The 21,766-nt window shown below is 60.5% G+C and carries 23 protein-coding genes; 8 read left to right on the top strand and 15 right to left on the bottom strand.

What is annotated here, in order from left to right:
• Positions 1 to 28: 28 nt before the first annotated feature.
• Positions 29 to 790 carry an SDR family NAD(P)-dependent oxidoreductase gene (locus IB278_RS05240; RefSeq protein ID WP_192322867.1) on the top strand — a complete coding sequence of 254 codons (762 nt, stop codon included), beginning with the start codon at positions 29 to 31 and terminating at the stop codon, positions 788 to 790.
• Positions 791 to 845: 55 nt separating this feature from the next.
• On the opposite strand, the gene IB278_RS05235 is transcribed toward IB278_RS05240, so the two are convergent.
• Positions 846 to 1,670, bottom strand: coding sequence for an IclR family transcriptional regulator (locus tag IB278_RS05235; protein WP_225612731.1), 825 nt, complete (start codon positions 1,668 to 1,670; stop codon positions 846 to 848).
• Positions 1,671 to 1,881: 211 nt separating this feature from the next.
• Here IB278_RS05235 and IB278_RS05230 point away from each other — a divergent pair, with 211 nt between their 5' ends.
• From IB278_RS05230 to IB278_RS05220, 3 genes are all read left to right on the top strand, one after another.
• On the top strand, positions 1,882 to 3,045 hold the full coding sequence (locus IB278_RS05230; protein ID WP_192322865.1) for a CaiB/BaiF CoA transferase family protein: 1,164 nt from the start codon (positions 1,882 to 1,884) through the stop codon (positions 3,043 to 3,045).
• A 235-nt stretch (positions 3,046 to 3,280) separates the two neighbouring features.
• Positions 3,281 to 4,261, top strand: coding sequence for a Bug family tripartite tricarboxylate transporter substrate binding protein (locus IB278_RS05225; RefSeq protein WP_192322864.1), 981 nt, complete (start codon positions 3,281 to 3,283; stop codon positions 4,259 to 4,261).
• Positions 4,258 to 5,058, top strand: coding sequence for an enoyl-CoA hydratase-related protein (locus IB278_RS05220; protein WP_192322863.1), 801 nt, complete (start codon positions 4,258 to 4,260; stop codon positions 5,056 to 5,058). The genes IB278_RS05225 and IB278_RS05220 overlap by 4 nt, the downstream gene beginning before the upstream one ends.
• Before the next feature lie 115 nt (positions 5,059 to 5,173).
• On the opposite strand, the gene IB278_RS05215 is transcribed toward IB278_RS05220, so the two are convergent.
• From IB278_RS05215 to IB278_RS05155, 13 genes are all read right to left on the bottom strand, one after another.
• The gene (locus tag IB278_RS05215) at positions 5,174 to 6,652 is read right to left on the bottom strand and encodes an amidohydrolase family protein (RefSeq protein WP_225612730.1); all 1,479 of its coding nucleotides are present in this window, start codon (positions 6,650 to 6,652) and stop codon (positions 5,174 to 5,176) included.
• A 394-nt stretch (positions 6,653 to 7,046) separates the two neighbouring features.
• Positions 7,047 to 7,400: a DoxX family protein gene (locus IB278_RS05210; RefSeq protein ID WP_145745818.1), complete on the bottom strand. Its 354-nt coding sequence runs from the start codon at positions 7,398 to 7,400 to the stop codon at positions 7,047 to 7,049.
• Between the two features lie 3 nt (positions 7,401 to 7,403).
• Positions 7,404 to 7,946, bottom strand: a complete 543-nt coding sequence (locus IB278_RS05205) for an NADPH-dependent FMN reductase (protein WP_192322862.1) — start codon at positions 7,944 to 7,946, stop codon at positions 7,404 to 7,406.
• Positions 7,947 to 7,982: 36 nt separating this feature from the next.
• Positions 7,983 to 8,297, bottom strand: coding sequence for a Dabb family protein (locus IB278_RS05200; RefSeq protein ID WP_209499604.1), 315 nt, complete (start codon positions 8,295 to 8,297; stop codon positions 7,983 to 7,985).
• 17 nt (positions 8,298 to 8,314) lie between these two features.
• Positions 8,315 to 8,620 (bottom strand): YciI family protein, encoded by a 306-nt coding sequence (locus tag IB278_RS05195; protein WP_145745815.1) that lies wholly within the window; start codon positions 8,618 to 8,620, stop codon positions 8,315 to 8,317.
• A 295-nt stretch (positions 8,621 to 8,915) separates the two neighbouring features.
• On the bottom strand, positions 8,916 to 9,302 hold the full coding sequence (locus tag IB278_RS05190; RefSeq protein ID WP_125966973.1) for a RidA family protein: 387 nt from the start codon (positions 9,300 to 9,302) through the stop codon (positions 8,916 to 8,918).
• A 46-nt stretch (positions 9,303 to 9,348) separates the two neighbouring features.
• Positions 9,349 to 10,443, bottom strand: a complete 1,095-nt coding sequence (locus IB278_RS05185) for a maleylacetate reductase (protein WP_192322860.1) — start codon at positions 10,441 to 10,443, stop codon at positions 9,349 to 9,351.
• Positions 10,444 to 10,448: 5 nt separating this feature from the next.
• Complete coding sequence (locus IB278_RS05180) at positions 10,449 to 11,291, bottom strand: intradiol ring-cleavage dioxygenase (RefSeq protein WP_192322859.1); 843 nt, start codon at positions 11,289 to 11,291, stop codon at positions 10,449 to 10,451.
• Between the two features lie 149 nt (positions 11,292 to 11,440).
• Positions 11,441 to 12,610 carry an MFS transporter gene (locus IB278_RS05175; protein ID WP_192322858.1) on the bottom strand — a complete coding sequence of 390 codons (1,170 nt, stop codon included), beginning with the start codon at positions 12,608 to 12,610 and terminating at the stop codon, positions 11,441 to 11,443.
• Between the two features lie 179 nt (positions 12,611 to 12,789).
• A complete protein-coding gene (locus IB278_RS05170; RefSeq protein WP_192322857.1) occupies positions 12,790 to 13,515 on the bottom strand; it encodes a DUF1028 domain-containing protein in 726 nt (241 codons plus the stop codon).
• A gap of 33 nt (positions 13,516 to 13,548) precedes the next feature.
• A complete protein-coding gene (locus tag IB278_RS05165; protein ID WP_186454224.1) occupies positions 13,549 to 14,532 on the bottom strand; it encodes a tripartite tricarboxylate transporter substrate binding protein in 984 nt (327 codons plus the stop codon).
• A gap of 31 nt (positions 14,533 to 14,563) precedes the next feature.
• Positions 14,564 to 15,283 (bottom strand): DUF1028 domain-containing protein, encoded by a 720-nt coding sequence (locus tag IB278_RS05160; protein WP_145745809.1) that lies wholly within the window; start codon positions 15,281 to 15,283, stop codon positions 14,564 to 14,566.
• Positions 15,284 to 15,336: 53 nt separating this feature from the next.
• The gene (locus tag IB278_RS05155) at positions 15,337 to 16,320 is read right to left on the bottom strand and encodes a Bug family tripartite tricarboxylate transporter substrate binding protein (RefSeq protein WP_192322856.1); all 984 of its coding nucleotides are present in this window, start codon (positions 16,318 to 16,320) and stop codon (positions 15,337 to 15,339) included.
• A 123-nt stretch (positions 16,321 to 16,443) separates the two neighbouring features.
• Here IB278_RS05155 and IB278_RS05150 point away from each other — a divergent pair, with 123 nt between their 5' ends.
• The 3 genes from IB278_RS05150 to IB278_RS05140 all read left to right on the top strand — a co-directional run bounded on the left by IB278_RS05150 (position 16,444) and on the right by IB278_RS05140 (position 19,237).
• The gene (locus IB278_RS05150; RefSeq protein ID WP_145745807.1) at positions 16,444 to 17,364 is read left to right on the top strand and encodes a LysR family transcriptional regulator; all 921 of its coding nucleotides are present in this window, start codon (positions 16,444 to 16,446) and stop codon (positions 17,362 to 17,364) included.
• Positions 17,365 to 18,184: 820 nt separating this feature from the next.
• Positions 18,185 to 18,700 carry a GlcG/HbpS family heme-binding protein gene (locus IB278_RS05145; protein WP_145745806.1) on the top strand — a complete coding sequence of 172 codons (516 nt, stop codon included), beginning with the start codon at positions 18,185 to 18,187 and terminating at the stop codon, positions 18,698 to 18,700.
• 78 nt (positions 18,701 to 18,778) lie between these two features.
• Positions 18,779 to 19,237: a RidA family protein gene (locus IB278_RS05140; protein ID WP_225612729.1), complete on the top strand. Its 459-nt coding sequence runs from the start codon at positions 18,779 to 18,781 to the stop codon at positions 19,235 to 19,237.
• 84 nt (positions 19,238 to 19,321) lie between these two features.
• Here IB278_RS05140 and IB278_RS05135 read toward each other — a convergent pair whose 3' ends face one another.
• Positions 19,322 to 20,239, bottom strand: a complete 918-nt coding sequence (locus IB278_RS05135) for a LysR family transcriptional regulator (protein WP_192322855.1) — start codon at positions 20,237 to 20,239, stop codon at positions 19,322 to 19,324.
• A 71-nt stretch (positions 20,240 to 20,310) separates the two neighbouring features.
• Between IB278_RS05135 and IB278_RS05130 the strand changes: the two genes are divergently transcribed.
• The gene (locus IB278_RS05130; protein ID WP_192322854.1) at positions 20,311 to 21,720 is read left to right on the top strand and encodes an aspartate aminotransferase family protein; all 1,410 of its coding nucleotides are present in this window, start codon (positions 20,311 to 20,313) and stop codon (positions 21,718 to 21,720) included.
• Positions 21,721 to 21,766 lie beyond the last annotated feature (46 nt).

Below are 21,766 nucleotides of genomic sequence, written 5' to 3'. Positions count from 1 at the left end.
ATCCGTTGCTCAGACATAGGAGATCGATATGGACCTGCGATTGCAAGGATTGAACGCCGTTGTCACCGGCGGCACCAAGGGGATTGGACGAGCGATTGTCAAAACGCTTCTGGCGGAGGGGGCAAGGGTCGCTTTTTGCGCGCGCCACGGCGCCGAAGTCGCACAAGTGCAAGCCGAACTCTCGGCCGGCGGCGCGAAAGTCCGGGGCCACGCACTGGATGTGAGCGATGGCGACTTGCTCAAAGCTTGGGTCGCCGAGGTCAACGCCGAGTTTGGCGGCATAGACATTGTCGTCGCCAATGTCAGTGCGCTCGCCATTTCGCACGACGAAGCTGCCTGGCGCAACGGGTTCGAGGTGGACTTGATGGGCACGGTCCGTTTGGTTGACGCGGCCATGCCTTCGCTGGAAAAGAGTGCACACGCGGCCTTGGTCACCATAGCCAGTGTCTCCGCGCGAGAAATCGACTTTGCCTCCGGGCCATACGGCGCCTTCAAGGCCGCGATCGTGCACTACACGCAAGGCTTGGCTTTTCATCTGGCGGGCAAGGGCATCCGTGCCAACTCCGTTTCACCGGGCAACACCTACTTTCCCGGCGGTGTCTGGACGCAGATCGAAACTGACAATCCCAAGTTGTTTGCGGAAGCGCTTGCGCTGAATCCAACAGGGCGGATGGGAACGCCTCAGGAAATGGCCAATGCGGCGGTGTTTCTCGCGAGTCCGGCGGCGAGCTTCATTACCGGGACCAACTTGGTAGTTGACGGAGCGCTAACGCGTGGAGTTCAACTTTGACGTAGAGCTCGCCGGTATGTTGATTTCCATCCAGAAGTGACCCAGTTGGCCCGAATCAGAGTGAGGTCAACTTTGGCGCTAGAAAATTCGCAAAGTCCTTCAATTGCGGTGCGATTCTGTGCTTGAGCGTTTCCAGATCGAATTCCGCGCTCATGCCCGCACAGGACACCACGTACTTCCAGCCACTTCCAGAGCCGTCGCCACAAGTGCATGCGACCGCGTTGATTCCGAGGCGCCACGCACCAATGCTTGTGCAAAATCGATAGCTGTCCCATTCAGCCTGAGCCGCGCGCATTTCTTCAGCGATCCTGGCCCGGACGTCAGCCGGAAAATTGAGCCATTCCTGTTCGACCTCGTGCTTCTTCGCGTCATCGGACACGGACCAGAAGACTCTGCCCGCCGCCGCCTGCCAAAGCTTCAGCCGAGTCCCGACGCCGGTTCGGACCTGTACTTGCGCTGGGCCCGATGCGTGAGCCACATAGATGACTTCGGAGCCGGCTTGAATATTCAGCGCCACAGTCGACGCTCCGATCTGGTTCGCGAAATCCTGCAGAAACGGCGTTAGCGACTGGACGCCGGCCACGCTGTCCATGACGGCGTAGCTCCATGCCATCGTCGCAGGACCAAGCCGGTATTTCTTGATCGCACTGTCATACACCAGGTGCTTGGTGATGGACAACGTGTAGGTCATCCGCGTCACCGTCGATCTCGCCAGCCCCGTGCTTTGAGCAATGTCCTCGTTGCCCAAAGCGGTCACGTCACGGGTGAACAGCGCAAGGATGTCCAGCCCTCGACTGAGCGCCGTGACGAAGTGTCTCGATTCCTTTTTCTCCTCAAGCGTCGTGCTCAGGTCGGTGAGAAGGTTTGATGTTCGAGCCAATACGTGCATCCCAAGAGCGAAACGATGGCGCGAAGCATACCGGTCACACGCTTGCTGCTTGGACCCAAGTTCAATGCCATGGAAATTACTGCATTGCAGTAATCATTACTGCGTGTTGACACATAGACGGCAGACTTCTTAGAATTTGCTGAAGGCTCAGGGGGCGCCGATCCCGGCACCTGAGGCGACTCGGAGAATTTGGAGACTGGTTATGAGTGGAAAGCAATCTGCGCTTGATGGCGTGGTTGTCATCGATGCGTCACGGGTGCTAGCCGGCCCATACGCTGGTCAGATCCTTGGCGACCACGGCGCAGAGGTCATCAAGGTGGAATCCTTCGATGGTGACGACACGAGGCGGTACGGTCGCCCGGTCGCCGATGGCAGCGCACCCTATTTCCTGGGTCTGAACCGCAACAAGAAAAATGTCGCGCTGGATCTGAGCGCGGACAGCGGGCTCGATACGCTGTTCTCACTCCTGTCGTGCGCGGACGTGCTGATCGAGAACTTCAAGATGAGCACGTGGCGAAAGTGGGGCATCGACGACCTGTCGACCCTGGCCGCCAAGTTCCCCAACCTGGTCCACTGCCGGATTTCTGGGTTCGGGGAAATGGGTCAGATGGGCGGGCTGCCCGGTTACGACGCCGCGATCCAGGCCATGTCGGGTCTCATGAGTACAAACGGCGATCCTGCAGCCAAGGCGGCCCGGATCGGCATTCCGCTCGTCGATGCAGCTACGGGCGTTCAGGCCGCGCTCGGCGTCATGCTTGCGCTTTACGAACGTGAGCGATCGAAAAAAGGACAAATGGTGGAAGCGACGCTGTACGACACTGCGTTATCGCTCCTGCATCCCCACGCGGCGAATGTGCTTTATGGTGGCGAGGCCACCAGGACAGGAAATGGCCATCCAAATCTGGTGCCGTACGACCTCTATCAAACGGCCACTATCCCGATTTTCATTGCGGTAGGCAATGATCGACAGTTTGTGACGCTCTGCCGGCATCTTGGTCTCGAGGATGTCATTCAGGATGCGAAGTACGCCACCAACGTCAGCCGAATAGCCAATCGTGCACAAGTGACCGAGCGCTTGTCGCAGAAACTGGCCGAGCAGGATGGCATGACGCTGTTTTCCCAACTCATGGCAGCGGGCGTGCCTTGCGCTCCTGTACTGACAGTCGATGAGGCCCTCAAGCTGCAACACACCTCGGACAGAGAAATGCTTCTCGATAGGGATGGGTATCGCGGCGTGGGCATTCCTATCAAGCTCAGTCGTACACCCGGACGATTGAGATCGCTGCCGCCGAGCATCGGTCAGCACAACGCCGAAATTCTCGCTCGATTCGGAATCCCCGCAGAGCCGGCGACCACAAGTAGCTGAACGCTAGATCTTCGCGCGCTCAAGGGCTGATTCAGCCACTCACCGTCTCTGCCATCTCTTTCACGCGCATCGCCGACGCGCGCGGTGCGCCCGTTGCGGCAAAACGGAACGGCGTCGGCGCGATTCGGCCATTCAGTCACCGGCATTTGAACGTCGGAAATCGGGCACCACGAAAGCCGCCAGCTCATCGACATTTTTCGCAGGCATTACGTCTACACAACTAAGGAGACTAGCGTTGATCCATCTCAAATACTTCCTGTCAGGCAAGCAGATCGTCATCTCGACGACGTTGGCCCTGCTCGCACTGACAACCTCCGCACAAGAATATCCGAGCAAGCCCATCACTCTGGTCGTCCCTTTTCCTCCGGGAGGCAGCACGGATGTGCAGGCCCGCCTGGTCGCCAAAGGTCTGCAGGAGCAGCTTCGCGCCACTGTCATTGTCGACAACAAGGCCGGAGCGTCCGGTGCCATCGGCACGAAATACGTGGCAAAAGCGGATGCGGACGGGTACACGCTGCTGTTCGGGAGCACATCGTCGCTGGCTGCGGAACCGGTACTGAATGAAAAGGCTGGATTCGATCCACTGAAAGATTTCGCAATGGTCAGTCTGTCGACCGACCTCCCGTGGCTCCTCGTGGTGGAGTGCCAGAAAGGGCCCAAAGACGTCGCGAAACTGATCGAGGCCGCGAAAGCAAGGCCAGGCGCACTCAACTACTCTTCGGTCGGCTACGGCAGTGCCAGCAATCTGGTCGGAGAGATGTTCAATCAAAGCGCGAACATCAAGGCTGCGCACATTCCTTACAAAGGTGAGGCTCCTGCCATCACCGGTCTGATTGGCGGCGAAGTCGAGTACACCTTTGTCAGCCCGGTGGCGATGCCGCATATTGTCAGCAAGCGAATTTGTCCGTTGGCTGTCACTGGAAACTCGCGACTGGCCCTGCTGCCCATGGTGCCGACGTTCAATGAACTGGGCCTCAAGAACATGAACTTCAACGTCTGGTACGGGATCGTCGCGCCCGCAAAGACCCCTGCGAAGATTCTGCAAACACTCGAGCGAGCTTCGATCAATGTGGTCAAGACTCCGGAGTTCGCAAAATCGGTCGCGGCTCTTGGGATCACCGGCGTCGGCACAAGCGGCGCAGCATTTGCCAAGCGCCTGGAAGCCGACCAGGCCGCCATCCGAGCGCTTTCGGAAACTGCGAGGCTCAAGGAATGAGCGACAACAACACGCAGCACTATCAATATTGCGACGTGGAGCGGCGCGGTCATGTCTTGATCGTCACGATCCGTCGGCCCGAGGTGCGCAATGCGCTGCATCGGCCAGCTTGTCTGGAACTCGAAAAGATCTTCGACAGATTCGAGGCTGACCCTTCATCCTGGGTGGCCATCATCACTGGGGAAGGTGACAAGGCATTCTGCGCCGGTAACGATCTCAAGTTCCAGGCTGCCGGTAATGACAACACCTGGCCGCCGAGCGGATTCGGAGGTATCACCGGGCGAGTCAATCTGCAAAAGCCGGTGATTGCCGCTGTCAACGGCGTCGCCCTGGGCGGAGGGTTCGAAATTGCATTGGCGTGCGACCTGATCATTGCATCAGAAGACGCAGAATTCGCGTTGCCTGAGCCACGTGTAGGCTTGGCAGCCATATGTGGAGGGCTCCTGCGGCTCTCGCAGCAGATCGCCTACAAAGAAGCCATGGGGATCATTTTGACCAGCCGGCGTGTCAAGGCATCAGAAGGCAAATCCTTGGGCTTTGTCAACGAAGTGGTCGCGAAGGATCAGGTGCTAGCGACAGCACTGCGGTGGGCAGAGGAAATCCTCAAAGCATCGCCGCTCGCCATCAGGGCCTCCAAAGCGCTTGTGCAAGCCGGACTATCCGAGCCAGCCATGAGTGAAACCTATCCAAGGCAAAAGCAGTTGCCGGCGGTCGCTGCACTCTACGCAAGCGCTGACCGGATCGAAGGCCCAAGAGCCTTTGCTGAGAAGCGAAGTCCAGTTTGGTCAGGCCGATAAGCGTGGCATGAACAATCGCTGACTTCACCTCAGCGTTGCTGAACAAGGCCATTACAGCCAGACAATTCGAGCCGACGATAGAGGAAACCAGCGCTGCGATGTCCCCAGGCGTTTCTTACATACGGCGGAGCGGCATGAACGATTCCGAAAATGGATCTGGCTTGTAGCCGGCGGCATTGAACAGATAAGCGCGGGACTCATCGATCGCGGCGCGCAGTTTTGCTCGATCTACGCCCAGCACGACGCCATCACGTTTGCGCAGCCGCCCACCGATGATGACGGTATCGACATTGCTGCGCTCAGCCGCGTGCACCACGGTACCGATCGCGTTGTTGACCGGGTAGATGTTGAGGTCCCTCGTTCGGATCAGAACCACGTCGGCCTGCTTGCCCGGTGTCAGGCTGCCAGTGCGCTTTTCCAGTCCCGCAGTTGCTGCGCCGTCGATCGTGGCGGCCTGCAGCAACCGGGAGGCATTTGTCGATGTCGCCACATCGGGATTGCCACCGTGTCCCAGCACCCGTCGCAGATAGAAGGCCACGCGCATCTCCATGAACATGTCACCGCTGTAGGAGGTCTCGTTATCGACGCTCAGGCCAGGGCGAATGCCATGCTCGAGCGCCTTCTGCCACGCATTCATGCCATCCTCGATGCCGTAGTGGGCATCTGAACGTGGGGTCACGCTGACGCGCACACCTGCTTCGCGCAAGATCTTCCAGGCGGATTCCGGCAGGCCGATGCAGTGGTTGAAGATGTTGTCGCTACGTAGCAGCCCCTTGCGGTGCAGGTCCGGAAGTTGGGCTGCCAGGTCGGCGCCAATGAACTCGGTCACGATGACAGCGCCCAGTTCCCGTGCAATGGCCCACTGGTCCGTTTCAAGCTTTGGAAAGGCGTCCATCACGCCAAGTGTCAACAAGCCTGCAGGCCGATTGGCGAGGTACTTGGCATGCAGACGTGCAAGGTTGCCCGGCCAATGTGCCGTATCCCAATCGCCCGCGACCGGCGCCCCGGTGACGTGCACCGCCCGGATGCCTGACTCGAGCAGTGCGTCAACTGCGGCGTCGGAGTGCGCGGCCGTACGGCTGTTGTGCGAATCGTCGACCACGGTAGTGATACCGGCATCGATGCAACCCAGCGCCGTGATCATGTTGCCTACGTAGATGTCGCGCGGGCGGTAGTACTTGGCAAATGAGAGGTGGGTAGCGTTGCTATAGTCCTCAAGCGTTGCCGCATTGGGGTTAATGCGACGCAGTTGGCCTTCCCAGGAATGGCGATGAGTATCGACCATGCCTGGAATGGCGATCATGTCCGCGGCGTTGATTACTTCGGCTCCGCCAGCATCAAGGTTCACGCCGATGGCAGCAATGGTGCCGTCGGCAATCAGGATGTCTCCCTTGGGCATATTGCCGACTTTGTCATCCATGCTGATGATCGTGGCGCCTCGAATCAGAAGCTTGCGAGCGGGCGGTACCAGCGGTGCCATCAGCTCGGCGCCCCGATCGAAAATTGCTGATCTTTCACGGGCGCCAGCGGCTCCAGTCAAGTATGTTGCCGCGGCAAATGCAAATGCGGTACGGCGGGTGATAGCAGAACTCATTCTGACCTCATGATCGTATGGTTGGATGGGAATGCGATGTGCCATAACTGGCGCCATGGGACGGAATCTATGATTTCGACATTCTTTAGAGAAGAACGGAACTTGGAATTGAGATTTACGAAGATCGGAAGAATTGAGTCAGCTCGTCAACCGCGCGTTTCCTTCCAGGTCGAAGTCCTCAGCCCTGATATTTCCAGGAAGGACATCGGACCCGACGGTTTCACCAGCTTGAAAAAGCTGAGATCCGCCGTCGATCTGTAGATTGCAGATCACAAGATCGGCTCCGACCGTTCAATTGGAAGGCGATCCCCACGAGATCCTGGTCAACGCCGCACGGGTAAAGGGCGCAGTTGACGTCGCGACGGACAAGTGGGGAACGGATTGGCCCGCCACATCAGCCATGGATGGCGACGATCACCATGCAGAGTGCCCAGAAGACATGCAGTTCGCAGCCCCCCAGGCTCCAGTTCCATTTACCGCCCGAGATCTTGTACGAGGCCGCTCCCGCGGAAAGCATGAACAATGCCCCAAGCCACGCAGTGTATGGCTGCAGCAGGTTGAACACGAGACCGATAGTCGCAATGATTTCAATGATCAGCGACACGATGACGAAGAAGGCGACTGGGCGCAATCCTGCGGACTCGAAGACCTTGTCCACGGCTTGGCGCGCAGTGAACTTCGCAACGCTGTGCGGGATGAACATCAATCCGCAGAGGATGGAGAGCAGCCGTACTGGATCGTCGATCATGGCTTAGCCGAGCCGCTGTTTCAGGGCCTGCATGGCAAGCAGCAAATCAACGATGAGCTTGCTGCCACCCTCATCGGTGAACTGTCCTTGCGCATCGAACTTGTCCGCGCAATGATTGATGAACACCTCGGGCTTGTTCACCGTGAACGCATCCATGAACACCAGGACCTTGCGCAGGTCGTACTGCACGCGCGCCGTCCCGACTGGCCCGGGGCTCGCGCCGATGATGCCGACGACTTTGCCTGTGAAGGGGGGCTCCGGCGGGCGCGACATCCAATCGAGAGTGTTCTTCAGCACTCCGGGGATGGAGAAGTTGTATTCTGGTGTGGCGATCAGCAGTCCATCCGCGCGGCGCACTTTTTCCTTCAGCGCTGCGACGGCGGCGGGTTCACCCTGAGCGCGCTGATCGTCGTTGTAGATGGGAACATCGCCGATGCTTGCGATCTCGATCCTGATTCCTGAAGGCGCGAGTTTCTGAGCTGCTTTGAGTGCCAGCGTGTTGTAAGAGCCGGCGCGGAGGCTGCCGGACAGGCCAAGAATGTTCATCGGGTTTCCAGTCGAAATTAGACGAGGTCCGCGGACCTATGCCGCGAGTCTTGTAGTGAAGTAATCCACCTGGTGCCGCGCGATACGCAGATTGCCAACTTCGCGCTTCACGCGCAGGTGTTCGGGGTGACCCGCGTAGGCCTCCAGGTCTGCTTGGGAGGCGAATTCGCTGTACAGCACGACGTCGCACGCATAGTCCACGCCGCTTGTATCGATTCCAATTTCCAGGTGCAGAAGGCCGGGTATTCGCCCGCGAAGGCTGTGGAAGCTCTCCGCGAGCTGGCCAGCGTTTTGCCGACGCTGTTCAGGCGTTTCGCCGCGCAGCTTCCACATGACGATGTGTTTGATCACATTGCTCTCCATGACGCTTACTTTGCGGGCGGAAAGCCCGCCTTCTGAGGCCATAGATTCTGGAAGGCATGGATACTGCTTGATGCATAGACGCCAGCGTGCGTGAACGGCTCGTCATTGAGCCATGTGAGTGCATCGTCCCGGGAGGCGAACTCGATCGACAGCAAGCTACCGATCATCGACGTTCCGTCGTCCGTGAGAAGGGGGCCGGCAAAGGCGATCCGGTCAGCTACCTGGGCCAGATATGCTTTGTGGGCGGGCCGAAGTTGCAGGCGTAGCTCCTTCGAACCAGGCTTGTCGATCAAAAAGAATGTGTAGAGCATTTTGGATATCGCATCCTCGCAAGTGCCGTGGACAGGGAACATCGCAGTCGGCGGGTTGACGCTCGCAATATCGAAGAAGCCCCAAGAGCGCGGCGTTCAACCGCGCAGCTCTTCGGGGAAAACAAAGCCACCGGATATCGGACACCGATCGACTTTGCTTGCCTTGACTCGTCCAGGTCCCTTTACCCGAGGTCGTGGAACCTGGGCGTTGATGGTGCTCGCGGCATGCCGGTGTATCGAATCACCACCGAATGAAGCCTCATGGCTCCCGTCGGCGGGGCTTCGATTGGCCCGGTCAGTCCTTGACGGTGGCGATCGCCTCGATCTCCACCCGGGCGCCCATGACCAGCGCTGCCGCCTGGAACGTCGTACGCGCCGGCGGATCGTTCGGGAAATACTCGCTGAACACCTTGTTCATCGGCAGCATTTCCGCAAGGTCCGCAACATAGATGACGACCTTGTGGACATCTTGAAGTGACGAACCACCGGCTTCGAGAACGGCTTTCAGGTTCTCACAGACCTGGCGCGTTTCCGCCTCCATGCCGCCCACAGCCAGTTGCCCCGTGGCGGGATCCATACCGAGCATGCCGGACGTGTAGATCCAGTCGCCAACCTTGATGCCTTGTGACAGCGGTACCTTCACTGGCGGGACTTTGTTCGTGTGAATGACGGTTCTCTTCATGTTGCTCTCCTAAAGGTTGGTTAAAACTGCCTTGAGAGGCAGGCGGTTAAGGCACTTGTGCGCCAATCGAACTCGGCCTCACGCCTTCATAGGCGTGCTGCAGCAGATCGCGGATTTCGGCGCGTTGGGCGCTGCCGATCGGACGCGGGTTCCAATATGGGTTTGCAACTGCGATGTAAGCGGCCTTGTCGAGGTCCTCGTGCCGCATGCCAACATCCTTCAATGCCACCGGGGCACCGTTTTGCTGCGCAAGGTCGAAAAGGCCAGCCGCTGCGCTCACCCCATTTCTTCCAAGCGCACGCTCGATGCGTCTGATTGCTTGTGGGGCCGCGGTCGAGTTGAAAGCTATCGCGTGGGGCAGCACGATGGTATGGACTTCAGCGTGGGGCAAGTTGAATGTTCCGCCAAGCGTGTGGCAAAGCTTGTGGTGCAGCGCCATGCCGACCGTTCCGAGCACGGTGCCGCACAGCCATGCCCCGTACAGCGCGTCGCTCCTGGCTGCTATCTCCGTGGCGTCCGCCCGGATTCCCGGCAGCGCCTGTGCAAGTGCGCGAATCCCTTCCTCGGCCATCAGATCCATGACCGGATTGCTGTCCTGCGCGTACAAACCCTCTGCGGCATGCGCGATGGCGTTCATCGCGCTGGTGACGCTCATGCCGACTGGAAGCGTCAGCGTGAGTTCGGGGTCGTAGATCACGGTGCGAGGCAGCACGCGCCGATCCTTGCCAGTCTTTTTGAGTCCGGCTTCAGTGATGCCATAGATCGGCGTCATCTCGCTTCCAGCGTAGGTCGTCGGAATTGCAAGCACAGGGAGGGAAGATTCGAGTGCAATCGCCTTGCCCAGTCCGGTCGTGGATCCACCGCCGATCGCAATGGCGCAATCGGCATTGAGCTGACGCGCGAACTCACGGGCTTCCCGCGCGGTTTCGATCGGCACATGCATCACCGCACGTGCGAACACCCCTGCAGCTCGGTTGCCGATGCGCTCGGCAATCGCGCGAGCCTGTTCGGCCTGCTCGGGAGTCGAAAGAACGATCGCTCGCCTGGCGCCCAGCAGATCGATCTCCCGCTCGAGATGCGACAGGCTTCCTGCGCCGAAAACCACTCGGGAGGGCTGTGCGGTATAGACGAAGTCCCTCATGTCCATCAACCTGAGTGCCCCCGAGTCGGGTTGAGCACGAAGTCGAATTCCAGCAGGTAGCTGCCATCCGCCTGCTCCTTCCACTCGCAGATCAGCGACTGCCGCACGCCGAATACGGCATCCGAATCGAGATAGTCGCTCTTGTCGCGAAAGACATGCGTGACCAGCGTCTGGTAGCCGGGCGCCTTGATCATGAAATGAAGGTGCGCAGGGCGCCAAGGATGGCGTCCTGTGGCTTCCAGCAAGCGACCCACGGGACCATCGTGAGGAATTGCGTATGGAACAGCGAGGATGGATCGGAAGCAGAACGTGCCGTCACCATCCGCCGTCAATACGCCCCTCGCCTGGGCTTGGTCCAAGCCTTCTTGTTGTACGTCATAAAGTCCGTCTTCGTCGGATTGCCATACATCCAAGACGGCGCCCGGGATGGCTTTACCCGCGATGTCGCGGACGGTCCCGCGCACCAGGCAAGGCGTACCCTTCGCCCCGTTGGCGATGTCATCGCCGAGCTCATACCGGGGCGCACCTTCGACATGGAAGGGTCCGAAGACAGTCGATTCTGTGCATCCTCGCGGCTTCTCGGTATTCATCGCAACCGTGAGCATGGACAACCCCAACACGTCGGAGAGCAGGATGAACTCCTGACGCTTCGAGTCCGTGATGTGTCCGCACTGCGTGAGGAAGTCGACTCCCTGGAACCATTCCTCCTCTGTCAGCTTCACGTCACGTGCAAAAGCATGGAGATGCTGCACCAAGCTCGTCATGATCTGCTGGAGACGAGGAGTCCCGGCCTCTGCGAAGCTGGCGATCACGGCCTGAGTGATGTTGTCTTGATTGAGGTTTCGCATGGTTCACAAGAAGCGCGTTTTTCCGCGTGGGGCAGTCGAACTTTAAATTTTCACAAAGTAGATGAAAAGTCGCTGAAATGGAAATGATATTTCCTGAGTTTGGAAAAATGGATCGCTTTACCGTGGCTCGCCATTGAAACCGGGCGCACTCAATCGCCAGCCGACCGGCGCTGAAGGCCACGCGCAAAACTTCGGCCCACGAAAGGCAAGGCAACAGCCGCCGACAACAGGACTGGAGTAAAGCCGAAGCGGTCCACGACATACCCGGCGGCGGTCACGCCCAGCGCCTGCCCGGTGAACAGGAAAGACGCGAATACGGCCACGGATGTCCCCCGTGCCGCAGGCACCATCTGGGTTGCGTGGGTCTGCAGGGTGTTGTGATACAGGAAGGTTCCGAAACCCACCACCAGGGCGATAAGGCCAGAAAGCAGAGGCACCGCAGAAACCCACCAAGCCAGAAAGCCGATCCCCATCAGCCAGCCACCTGCCAGCACCATGCGCCATTCCCCGAAGCGGGCCACGATGTGCCTGGCGGTGAAGGCGTATACCAAGCCGCCGACCGCATTGAGAGCTGCCAGGGCAGAAGCCGTGGACAGCGGCAGTTCGTGGCGCACATGCAGGTAGGTGGGTAGATAGCTTAGCGGCCCTAGTAGGAAGAACCCCTCTGCCAGTACCGCCAGCAGCACGACACGCGCCCAAGGCAGGCGCAGAACGTACAGCAACTGCTGCGACATCGGCACCCGAGAAGCAGCAGCGACGGGCGCGGCGATCGAGGCATGTATCTGCCGCGCTTGCGCCATGAGCAGGAGCGCCACAACGGAGTACCCCACGCTCAAGCAGAGGAAGGCGGCGCGCCAGCCGACGGCCGATTCGGCAAAGAATCCGCCGGCCAACTGGCCTGCCATCATTCCCGAGATGGTCCCTGTGAGCAAGCGCGCCAGCGTTACCTGGCGCTGGTCGTAGGGGACGGTGTCACCGATCCAGGCCATGGCCAGCGGGATCACGCCCGCGGCGGCGATGCCCCATGCGACGCGGGTCCAGACGAGCACTTGGAAGTCGGGCGCAAGCGCCGACGCCAAGGATGCCCCCGCACAACCGGCGAGCGCCAGACGCACCAAACGTGCCTTGCCATAGCGGTCGCCCATCGGTCCGAACAGCAACTGCACCAGGCCGTAGGCGACGGCAAACCAGATGATGACCTGCCCGGCTGTACCCGGCGTCACGCTGAAGTCGCTGGCCAAGCGCGGCAGCATCGCGTCGCAGATGCGCAAGGCGGCCGCGCTGAAAAACGCTGCGCCAGCCAAGAGGGGGACCGTCATGGCGCCACTGGCGGTCGCTTGGGGTGTCCGCTCACAGTGGATGGGCCGGCTGCCCGGCTTTCACCGTTACCCTGGCCGAGGTTGCCAGCGAAGTTCATGAAGACGGAAAGGTCAGGGGTTTCGTCGATTGCGCAAGGCGTTCGGAGAGGCGGCACAAAGGGCCGGCAGTTGCCCTCTGATCACTTCAGCGTTTCTTGGAGGTGAGCGCCGCTCAGGCTCTCGCGCTCCCATGCCAACTGGGTCGGGCAGCTGGTGGGGTCGACCTCCCGTGCTTCGTAGTAAGGCTGATACGGCTTGTACAGGTTGTAGATGCGACGCAGTTCCTCCACCGCGGTCCCGTGCATGTCGACGCGCAGGTCCCATGCCGCATAGCTCTCGCGATCCATCACGACCACACAGGCCGATCGCTCGGGCAAATGTCGGTCGTTGGCGGTCTGGCCACCTGCGTCCCTGCCGGACTCCAGCGTGCTGATGAGGCGTTCAACCAGCGGCCAGGTCGCATCTTCATTGAACTTGGCCTCCATCGCATTGAGCACGTGTTCGCCTGCTAGTACGTTCCCGAAGACGGTGTAGTCCGTCCCCGTCTTGTCTCCGGCCCAACCCGTGACGCGCGAGCCCGTGTGAACCACGCCCAAACCGTCTCGTGTCATCACGGCGATCTGGCGAAGGCTCTCGTGGACGTCATCCTGGACCAGCGCTGCAAGCACGCTTTTGCTCGTTAGCCCTTGCCGCAGCAGGCTCTGCCCCAGAGGGGCATTCCGCCTGCGCCCGTTGGCCTGTGACATCACGACGCCATAGGCACCGTGCGCTCCTTGCGTGAACGACCCGAAGGCAACTGAATACGTCGCAACGGCGACGCCGATCTGGTGAGTCCGAGGGCAGCGCCCGATTACTGTGTAGGTCACGATGAATTTTTTGTCAGGGTAATAGGTATAGGCTCAGTCAAGGCGAATGTTGTTGCGCTTCACGACTGCTCCCCACTCTTCGAAGTCTTTGGCCAGGAATGAAGCAAACTGCGCCTGTGTTCCACCCACTGGAATCAAGCCTAGATCGAGCGCCTTCTGTTGGAACTCGCTCGATGCCACGATCTTCTGCAATGCCACTGATAGACGATTCAGGGCTTCCGGAGGGGTGCCGCGCGGCGCCAGGATTCCATTCCATGAATGCAACTGGTTGCCGGGATAAATCTCCGACAGGACAGGGACACCTGGCAGATTCGGCACACGCCCATTTGCAGACACTGCCAACCCTCGCAGCTTGCCTCCGTTGATCTGAGGGATGGCGGCAGCTGACGCTTCCATCGAAAACTCCACGTCCCCACTCATGACAGAAAGGATGCCTCCATCCTTGTATGGAATTGCCGTCATAGCAATGCCCGCCTTCTGCACGAACTGGAGGGCAGCAATGTGGCTTGGCGTGCCGTCTCCGTATGTCGCGTAGTTCAGCTTGCCCGGTTCCCGTTTGGCGGCTTGCACCAACTCATCGACCGACTTGAACGGGGAGTTAGCGCGAACGATCATCACAAAAGGAACTTCCACGACATGGATGACCGGCACCAGATCGGATGCCTTGTATGGAAGCTTGGTAAACACATGTGGATTGAGCGAGACCGACGGAGCCGCGGTAAAGAGAAGCGTGTGTCCATCGGCGGGAGCTTTGGCCACAAGGTCCGTGCCAATGATCTGGCTCGCCCCTGGCCTGTTGTCGACGAGGACCGGCTGGCCAAGATCCTTGGTAAGGCGCTCTGCAATGAAGCGGGCCGTGACATCCGGAGAGGCTCCTGCCGGCCAGGGGACGACCAGGCGCACCGGCTTTGTCGGAAACGGCGTCTGGGCGAAGGCGGACGCGGACAGGAGTGCCGCTGCCGCGAATACAGACGCGGTGCGGCGTGAAACGGCGCAACGAAAAAGATTGATTCTCATGTCTGGCTCTACGAAAGGAATGGGTTGAAGTTCAGGCCAGGTGCGACGGCGGTTTGCCGTACTCGCGTTCGATACCGCGCTCCTTGAGCCAGTCCTTGTGCCGGGGCATGACCGACGGGTCATCGACCAACGCCTCGTAATACTCCACCAGTGGCATGTACCAGTCGACGATCCGCCGCAGTTCCGCGATCGGCTCGGACGCGTGGTCGCAGCGCAGATCGAGCCGCGCCGTGCCCTTGCGGCCGAACGTCTTGATTGCCGCCGAGGTCTGGCCCTCCAATTGGCCGCCGGCGTCGCGGCCACCTTCGATGGCGCGCAGCAAGCGGTCGTCGAAACTCGCAGCTCGGTTGCTCTCCCATGCCTCGCAGATCCCATCGATGGTCTTCTCGCCGGCGAGCACGTTGCCGAAGGCGATGAAGTCGGGCCCGATGCGGTGCCCCGCCCATTGATAGTTCTTCTTGCCCGTGAAGACCGCCATCCCGCCGCGTGCATCGAGGACGCCGACCTGCCGGTATTCCCAGTGTTTGTCCATCTGCTCCATGTCGATGAGCACCTTCTGGGCTGAATATCCTCTTTCAAGCAAGCCCAGCGCCACCTTGCCCAGCCGCGGTTCCACGGAGGATTGATAGGAGAGCACGCCGGCCTGCGCCGACCCGAACGGCGCTATCCAACCCACCGCCGGCGAGAAGCTCGAAATGCAGAGACCGAAATCACCCGACTGCTTGTCGCGCGCAATGATCGTGAAAGTCATGACTAAAACTCCGTTGTTGAATTGATGAGATTGACGCTTTCCGCTTGGCTGAGTCAATCGAGTCGAATGCTGTTCTGCTTCACCACTGCTCCCCAGTTGTCGAAATCCCTGGCCAGGAACGAACGAAACTCTGCAGGCGTTCCCCCGGCGGGAATCAATCCAAGTTCGAGCAGGTACTTCCGAAACTCGCTCGATGCCGCGATCTTCTGCAGCGGCGCAGACAAGCGATCCACCACTTCCGCAGGAGTGCCACGCGGCGCCAGGATGCCGTTCCACGAGTACAACTGGCTGCCGGGGAAGCTCTCAGATAGGGCGGGTATGCCAGGAAGACTTGGCATACGTCCGTTCGCAGATACCGCCAGCGCGCGCAGCTTCCCTCCCTTGATTTGAGGAATGGCGTCCGCCGAAGCGACGAACGCCCAATCCACGACTCCGCTCATGAGGTCGAGAATGCCTCCATCTTTGTATGGCACGTGCGTCATCGTCGCGCCGGTCTTCTGCAACAGCTCCAGCATCGCAACATGGTTGGGGGTACCCGGACCATGAGACGCATAGGTCAGCTTGCCGGGCTGCTGCTTGGCGGCTTGCAACACCTCGTCGACTGTCTTGTACGGGGAACTCGCACGAACGCTCAGCACAAAGGGAACGTCGACGAGGTGAATGATCGGCACAAAGTCTGACGACTTGTATGGCAGCTTGGTAAACAAATGCGGATTGAGCGAGATCGCGGGAGCTGTGCCGTAGAAAAGCGTGTATCCGTCGGCGGGAGCCTTGGCCACTGTGTCCGCGCCGATGATCGAGCTTGCCCCCGGCTTGTTGTCTACAAGCACTGGCTGTCCAAGATCCCTGGAGAGGCGCTCGGCAACAAAACGGGCCGAAACGTCTGGTGACGTTCCCGCTGGCGTGGCGACGACCAGCCGAATGGGCTTCGTCGGAAACGCTGTCTGGGCGAAGACAGATCCGCCTACGAGCATTGCTGCCGTGAGTACAGACGCGGTACGGCGGGAAAGAGCCGCACGGAAACGATTGATGCTCATGCTTTCTCCAAAGTGGGCGATTCGGATAGACCCATGTACCGAACCGGTGAGCCACACTTTAGAATTTCACAATTAGGACGCAAACCACCCAGCCCGGAATTCACATTTCCAAAAGTCGGAAAAATGGATCGATTCACTGAGCTATCGCTCTTCATTCAGGTTGCTGAGCGTGGGGGGCTTGGCAAGGCCGCCGAGGCGTTGGGCTTGTCCAATCCTGCCGCGAGTCGCACCTTGGCTTCGCTCGAGAACCGTGTCAAGGTGCGGCTGGTAGAGCGGAACACGCGTCGCCTGTACCTGACACGCGAGGGGCAGGAATTTCTTGAGCGTGCGAGGCACATCCTCAGTGAGTTGGAAGACGCGGAATCGGCACTCCAAAGCGCTACGCTCAATCCCTCGGGCGTTCTACGAGTGAGTGCCTCGCTGTCTTTCGCGATGCAAATCATCGCGCCTCGCTTGCCACGCTTTCAACAGTTGTACCCGCAGCTGCGGGTGCACATAGAGACCGCGAACAGGTACTTGGACATGATCGACAACGGGATCGATGTCGCAATCCGAACACGCGAACTGGAACCGGACAGCACCATCACTATTCGCCGGCTGGGGACCACACGGAGATTCTTGGCGGCTTCGCCGGCATACCTTGCGAACCGAGGCGTGCCGCAACACCCGAACGAGCTGTCACGGCACGCGCTTTTGCTATACGTCTATGCGAAGAACCCGAATGAGCTGAGTTTCACCCGCGGGGCGCAGCGGGAATCAGTGGCGGTTCATGGCTTGCTCGAGTCGAACGATGGCCAGGTCCTCAGGGCGGCTGCACTGAACGGCCATGGAATACTCGTGCAGCCCAGCTACATCCTCTACGACGACGTTGTTGCCGGTCGCTTGGTGCCTGTACTGGACGAGTGGGAGTTGCCGCAACTCACGATCAATATCGCCTACCCCAATCGAAAGCACTTGTCGGCGAAAGTCCGCGCGTTCATCAACTTCATGGTTGATGAATTTGCCGACCATGAATACGAGCGGAAGTGGACCGGACGGATGTGACGGTCGGGCTTTCGGGACCAAGAGCTTGGACCTACCCGTCTCGTGCACCTATGCGTCCAGCAACTAGAGATGCAACCGGCAAAGAACTCTGGGTCGGAAGCGCTGAGTTCGTTACCGAGCGCGGCGCGCTGGCCGGCACGACGACTACGGGGCACTGCTGCCTTGGAGCATACGATTCCGCGGCGCATGAATCGTCGCGCAAACGTCCGCGCGCGTATCGCGCGCAAGAGCGTAGTTGATTGACGGCTTACGCTGGCGCCGTCTCTCGTCCCCGATCTGAGCGCGCGGTCAGCGGAGTATCACCGTGGTGTCCGAAAGCCCTAATGCTGTGGCTGCGCCGCTGAGGTTGCCTTGCTCCGAAACCTGGGCACACAGCGATTGCTTGGTGAACTAGTCCAATTTTCCATCTCAAGGAAATGTGATTTCCAGAAATTTCTCTTTGCACACGATCGATGAATTTATAGAGTGCAGTTCATCTCTCACGCCTAAGTCGAATATGCGGACCCTCGATCAGACAACCTCATTCAATTGGCGATCGCCAGCCTCGAACTGGTGGGCTCGCCTAGTCTCCTAGACTGCATCGGCTCATGAAGAGCATCGCGCAGAAGCTCAGGACAGAGTTGGAGTCTGCAGCGCCGACGCTCTAGGGACCTGCACATGATCCCTATTCATGCGGTCGATTTCGTGTGCGAAATCTGAACGTCGAAGATATTTCGACAGCAGTTCGCAACTGGACAACTCATATCAACAGAGGGAAGCGGGTACCACCCTGCGGTGCGCATGCGTGCGCGCGCTTCTTCTATACCCGGAGCAATTCACCATGGTTACTGTCCGCAATATCGCATCCCTCATCGCTGCGCTTGCCGTATACGGGGGAAACGTACCGGCCATCGCGCAGGCGCCCGCGCCCGCCGCGGTCTCAGTCCCGCAGTACGGAAACAACATCAATCTCGAGCAGGCCCGCCACGCTATCGGTGCTGCGCTTGCCGAGGCTCGCCGAATCAACGTTCCCATGGCGGTGGCAGTGGTGGATACCGGGGGCAACCTCGTGGCATTCGAGAAGATGGACAACACTCAGAACGCCAGCATTCTGGTCGCCCAGAACAAGGCGGTGTCGGCCGCGATGTACCGTCGTCCGACCAAAGCGTTTCAGGATGCGCTGGCAGCTGGCAACGCCGGCCTGCGCATTCTTACCCTGCCCCATGCGAACGCAGTTGAAGGCGGCATTCCGCTGATGCAAGCGGGCATGATCGTCGGAGCGATCGGCGCCTCAGGCGGCTCTCCAGATCAGGACTCGGTCGTGGCGACTGGTGGCGTGGCAGCGATGGGGCGATGAGGCCTTGCCGACATCGCTAACAAGTGCGCATGTACCTGCATGCCCTATTGAAACCGGCTCGTCAACTTAGGAGTGGATATGAAATTTCGCCATGCACTGCTCGCCACAGTATGCAGTTCGCTTTTTCTGACAATGAATGCGAATGCCCGCGAGTACCTCAAATCGGAAGCTGGGCAGCCCCGTGGGTATTCCACCGCGGTGGCGACGCAAGGCGGAAAGACGCTCTGGATATCGGGTCAAGTCGGTATAAGGGACGAACAAGGCAAATCGATGGCCGGCGACTTCGAAGGCCAGGCCCGCGTGATCTTCCGAGCCATCGACGCAGCGGTCAAACGCGCCGGCGGCAGCATGAAAGATGTCGTCAACATTACTGTCTATCTGACCGACCCCAGGCTGCTGGAGCCGCTCATTCCGATCCGCCACGAGTTCTGGCCCGAAGGCAACTTCCCTGCAAGTACCTCTATCACGGTACACAGTCTGCCTTTCGTGGGAATGATGATCGAGGTGTCTGCAATCGCGGTCATTGGTGATAAATAGACCTTCCTGTTGGCGGCGAATGATGGTCCGATCCCGTCCGCCGGATTGCAAGGGCATTGGGGACGTCTTGGTGGTTTGCTTTTCTTAGTGCGATGGCTTGAATCCGGAAAGCGCAAACATCCTTGCCTTGAGGGCCTCGATGAATGCGGTCACGCGCGCGGGCCTGTAGATGCCCGGAGGCAGCGCGACGTGAATGGCGATCGGCTCAAGCCACCAGTTCGCCAGCACCCGCTGCACCCGGCCCGTCTTGAGGTCTTCTTGGCACATCCAGGGGGCCGCCGCACCGATGCCGGCTCCGTTGAGGATCGCGCGGTAGCTCGACAACAGGCTGTCGGTCTGGATCGGCGTGTCGAGCCTCACCATGCGCGAGCGTCCCGCCCGGTCCAGCATGCGCACGTTGCCGTTCACGTAGGGCATGAGCCCCACGCAGGGCAACTGCGAAAGGCGCGCGATGCTGACTGGCCCCAGCTTCTTGAGCAACTCGGGCGTGGCGATCAGCACGCGCTCCATCGTGCCGAGCTTGCGGCTCACCAATTCAGGATCACGCACCTCGCCCACGCAGACCCAGCAATCCGCGCCCCACGCCGTCAGATCGAGCAAGCGATCGGTCAGCGTGAGTTCAACACGCAACGCGGGATGCGCCGCGCGCAGGTCAGTCACCGCGTCGGTCAGGAAGCCCGTCCCATACCCCGAAGGCCCGATCACGCGCAGCGTGCCTTCAGGCCGGCTCTGCCCGCCTTTCAGGCGCTGCGACAGGCCTGACCAGCGGTCGGCAAGGTCGCGGGCCTCGACGAGGAGCGAGCGCCCCTCGTCTGTGAGCGAAAAGCTCGCGGTTGTGCGCAGTGCCAGCTTGCAGCCGAGCAGCCGCTCCAGCTCGAGCAGACGCCGGCTGACCGTGGGCTGCGTCGTGCCCAGCAGCCGCGCCGCTTTGCTGAGCGATCCGCTTTCGCCGATCTTCTGGAAAGTGTCGAGCAGGTCGAGCCGGTCGTGTACGTGCTTCATACGCCTAACGTATAGCACTTCATCACGCCATGCGTCTAGCGGAAAGTGTCTCCGGTTCGTATCGTCGGGCCATGAACACTTCGAACTTCCCCGCGACCGGCATTGCCCGGATCGGCGACAGCCCCAAAGGCGGCTCGGTCCTCGGCTTCTACGCCCCCAAGGGGGCAGCCCGCCCGCCGCGCGTCGCCCGCGGCGACGGCATCTTCCTGTGGGATGCGAACGGCAAGCGCTATCTCGACGCCACGGCCGGCGCCGTCGTCGCGAACATCGGCCACGGCAATCCGCGCGTGCTGGCTGCAATGACCGAACAGGCCTCCAAGGTGACCTTCGCGTACCCGCGCTTCTTCGAGAGCGAACACAACATCGCGCTGGCCGACCGCGTCTGCGAGCTTGCGGGCGACGGCTTCGACCGCGCATTCTTCGTCTCGGGCGGTTCGGAGGCCAACGAGGCCGCGATCAAGCTGGCGCGCCAGTATGCGGTCGTGACCGGCCAGGGCAGCCGCTCGAAGGTGATCTCGCGCGATCCGAGCTACCACGGCTCGACGCTCGGCGCGCTGGCGGTCACCGGCGACGCCAATACGCTCGGCCTGTACGGTCCGATGGTCCGCCCGATGCCCAAGGTGCCGGCGCCTCTGTCGTACCGCGTGCCCGAGGGCCACTCGGTCGAGTCGTACGAGCAGGCTTGCGCCGACGCGCTCGAGCAGACCATCCTGCGTGAGGGCCCGGAGACGGTGCTGGCCTTCATCCTCGAACCGATCGGCGGTCTTTCGACCGGCGCGGTGGTCTCCTCGGCTGCGTACTTCCAACGCGTGCGCGAGATCTGCGACCGCCACGGCGTGCTGGTGATCTTCGACGAGATCATGAGCGGCGCCGGCCGCACCGGCGCCTTCCTGGCCGCGCACCACTGGGAGGGCGCACGCCCAGACCTCGTCACGCTGGCCAAGGGCCTGGCCGCTGGCTACACGCCGCTCGGTTGCCTGCTCGCACCGAACAGGATGGTCGATGCGATCGCGGGCGCCGGCGGCTTCGTGCACGGCCACACCTACTTCACGAATCCGCTGTCGTGCGCGGTGGCCCGTGCGGTGGTCGAGGAGGTGGTGCGGCAAGACCTCGTCACGCGCGCACAGGGCATGGGCGAACTTCTGCTGGCACGCCTGCGCGACATCGCGTCGCGCTCGCCGATCGTGGGCGACGTGCGCGGCAAAGGCCTCCTCACTGCCATCGAGATCGTCTCGGACAAGGGCAAGCGCAGCCAGCTGCCGGTCGCCTTCAACGCGCCCGCCCGGCTGACCGAGCATGGCCTGAAGCACGGCATCGCGCTCTACAACCGCCGGGCCAACCTGGGCGCCTTCGGCGATTTCCAGATGATCACGCCACCGCTCACGATCACCGAAGCGGAGATCGACGAGTTGGGCGACCTGCTCGAAAAGTCATTGGCCGATCTCGCCGACGAGGTCGCGCGCAAGGGCCTCGCGCGCTGAACCCGGCAACCCCACGATTTCGCAACCCCACCCAGGAAAGCCTCCG

This window comes from Variovorax sp. VRV01 (assembly GCF_014852545.1).
Lineage (GTDB): Bacteria > Pseudomonadota > Gammaproteobacteria > Burkholderiales > Burkholderiaceae_C > Variovorax > Variovorax beijingensis_A.
The sequence above is the reverse complement of the archived record's forward strand: the minus strand, read 5'-3'. Positions and strand labels throughout refer to the sequence as shown.

Coding starts and splice junctions, on each gene's coding strand:
- IB278_RS05240 (WP_192322867.1), top strand. CDS start 29: ATGGACCTGCGATTGCAAGGATTGAACGCCGTTGTCACCGGCGGCACC.
- IB278_RS05230 (WP_192322865.1), top strand. CDS start 1,882: ATGAGTGGAAAGCAATCTGCGCTTGATGGCGTGGTTGTCATCGATGCG.
- IB278_RS05220 (WP_192322863.1), top strand. CDS start 4,258: ATGAGCGACAACAACACGCAGCACTATCAATATTGCGACGTGGAGCGG.
- IB278_RS05215 (WP_225612730.1), bottom strand. CDS start 6,652: ATGAGTTCTGCTATCACCCGCCGTACCGCATTTGCATTTGCCGCGGCA.
- IB278_RS05210 (WP_145745818.1), bottom strand. CDS start 7,400: ATGATCGACGATCCAGTACGGCTGCTCTCCATCCTCTGCGGATTGATG.
- IB278_RS05205 (WP_192322862.1), bottom strand. CDS start 7,946: ATGAACATTCTTGGCCTGTCCGGCAGCCTCCGCGCCGGCTCTTACAAC.
- IB278_RS05195 (WP_145745815.1), bottom strand. CDS start 8,620: ATGCTCTACACATTCTTTTTGATCGACAAGCCTGGTTCGAAGGAGCTA.
- IB278_RS05190 (WP_125966973.1), bottom strand. CDS start 9,302: ATGAAGAGAACCGTCATTCACACGAACAAAGTCCCGCCAGTGAAGGTA.
- IB278_RS05185 (WP_192322860.1), bottom strand. CDS start 10,443: ATGAGGGACTTCGTCTATACCGCACAGCCCTCCCGAGTGGTTTTCGGC.
- IB278_RS05180 (WP_192322859.1), bottom strand. CDS start 11,291: ATGCGAAACCTCAATCAAGACAACATCACTCAGGCCGTGATCGCCAGC.
- IB278_RS05175 (WP_192322858.1), bottom strand. CDS start 12,610: ATGACGGTCCCCCTCTTGGCTGGCGCAGCGTTTTTCAGCGCGGCCGCC.
- IB278_RS05165 (WP_186454224.1), bottom strand. CDS start 14,532: ATGAGAATCAATCTTTTTCGTTGCGCCGTTTCACGCCGCACCGCGTCT.
- IB278_RS05160 (WP_145745809.1), bottom strand. CDS start 15,283: ATGACTTTCACGATCATTGCGCGCGACAAGCAGTCGGGTGATTTCGGT.
- IB278_RS05155 (WP_192322856.1), bottom strand. CDS start 16,320: ATGAGCATCAATCGTTTCCGTGCGGCTCTTTCCCGCCGTACCGCGTCT.
- IB278_RS05150 (WP_145745807.1), top strand. CDS start 16,444: ATGGATCGATTCACTGAGCTATCGCTCTTCATTCAGGTTGCTGAGCGT.
- IB278_RS05145 (WP_145745806.1), top strand. CDS start 18,185: ATGGTTACTGTCCGCAATATCGCATCCCTCATCGCTGCGCTTGCCGTA.
- IB278_RS05140 (WP_225612729.1), top strand. CDS start 18,779: ATGAAATTTCGCCATGCACTGCTCGCCACAGTATGCAGTTCGCTTTTT.
- IB278_RS05135 (WP_192322855.1), bottom strand. CDS start 20,239: ATGAAGCACGTACACGACCGGCTCGACCTGCTCGACACTTTCCAGAAG.
- IB278_RS05130 (WP_192322854.1), top strand. CDS start 20,311: ATGAACACTTCGAACTTCCCCGCGACCGGCATTGCCCGGATCGGCGAC.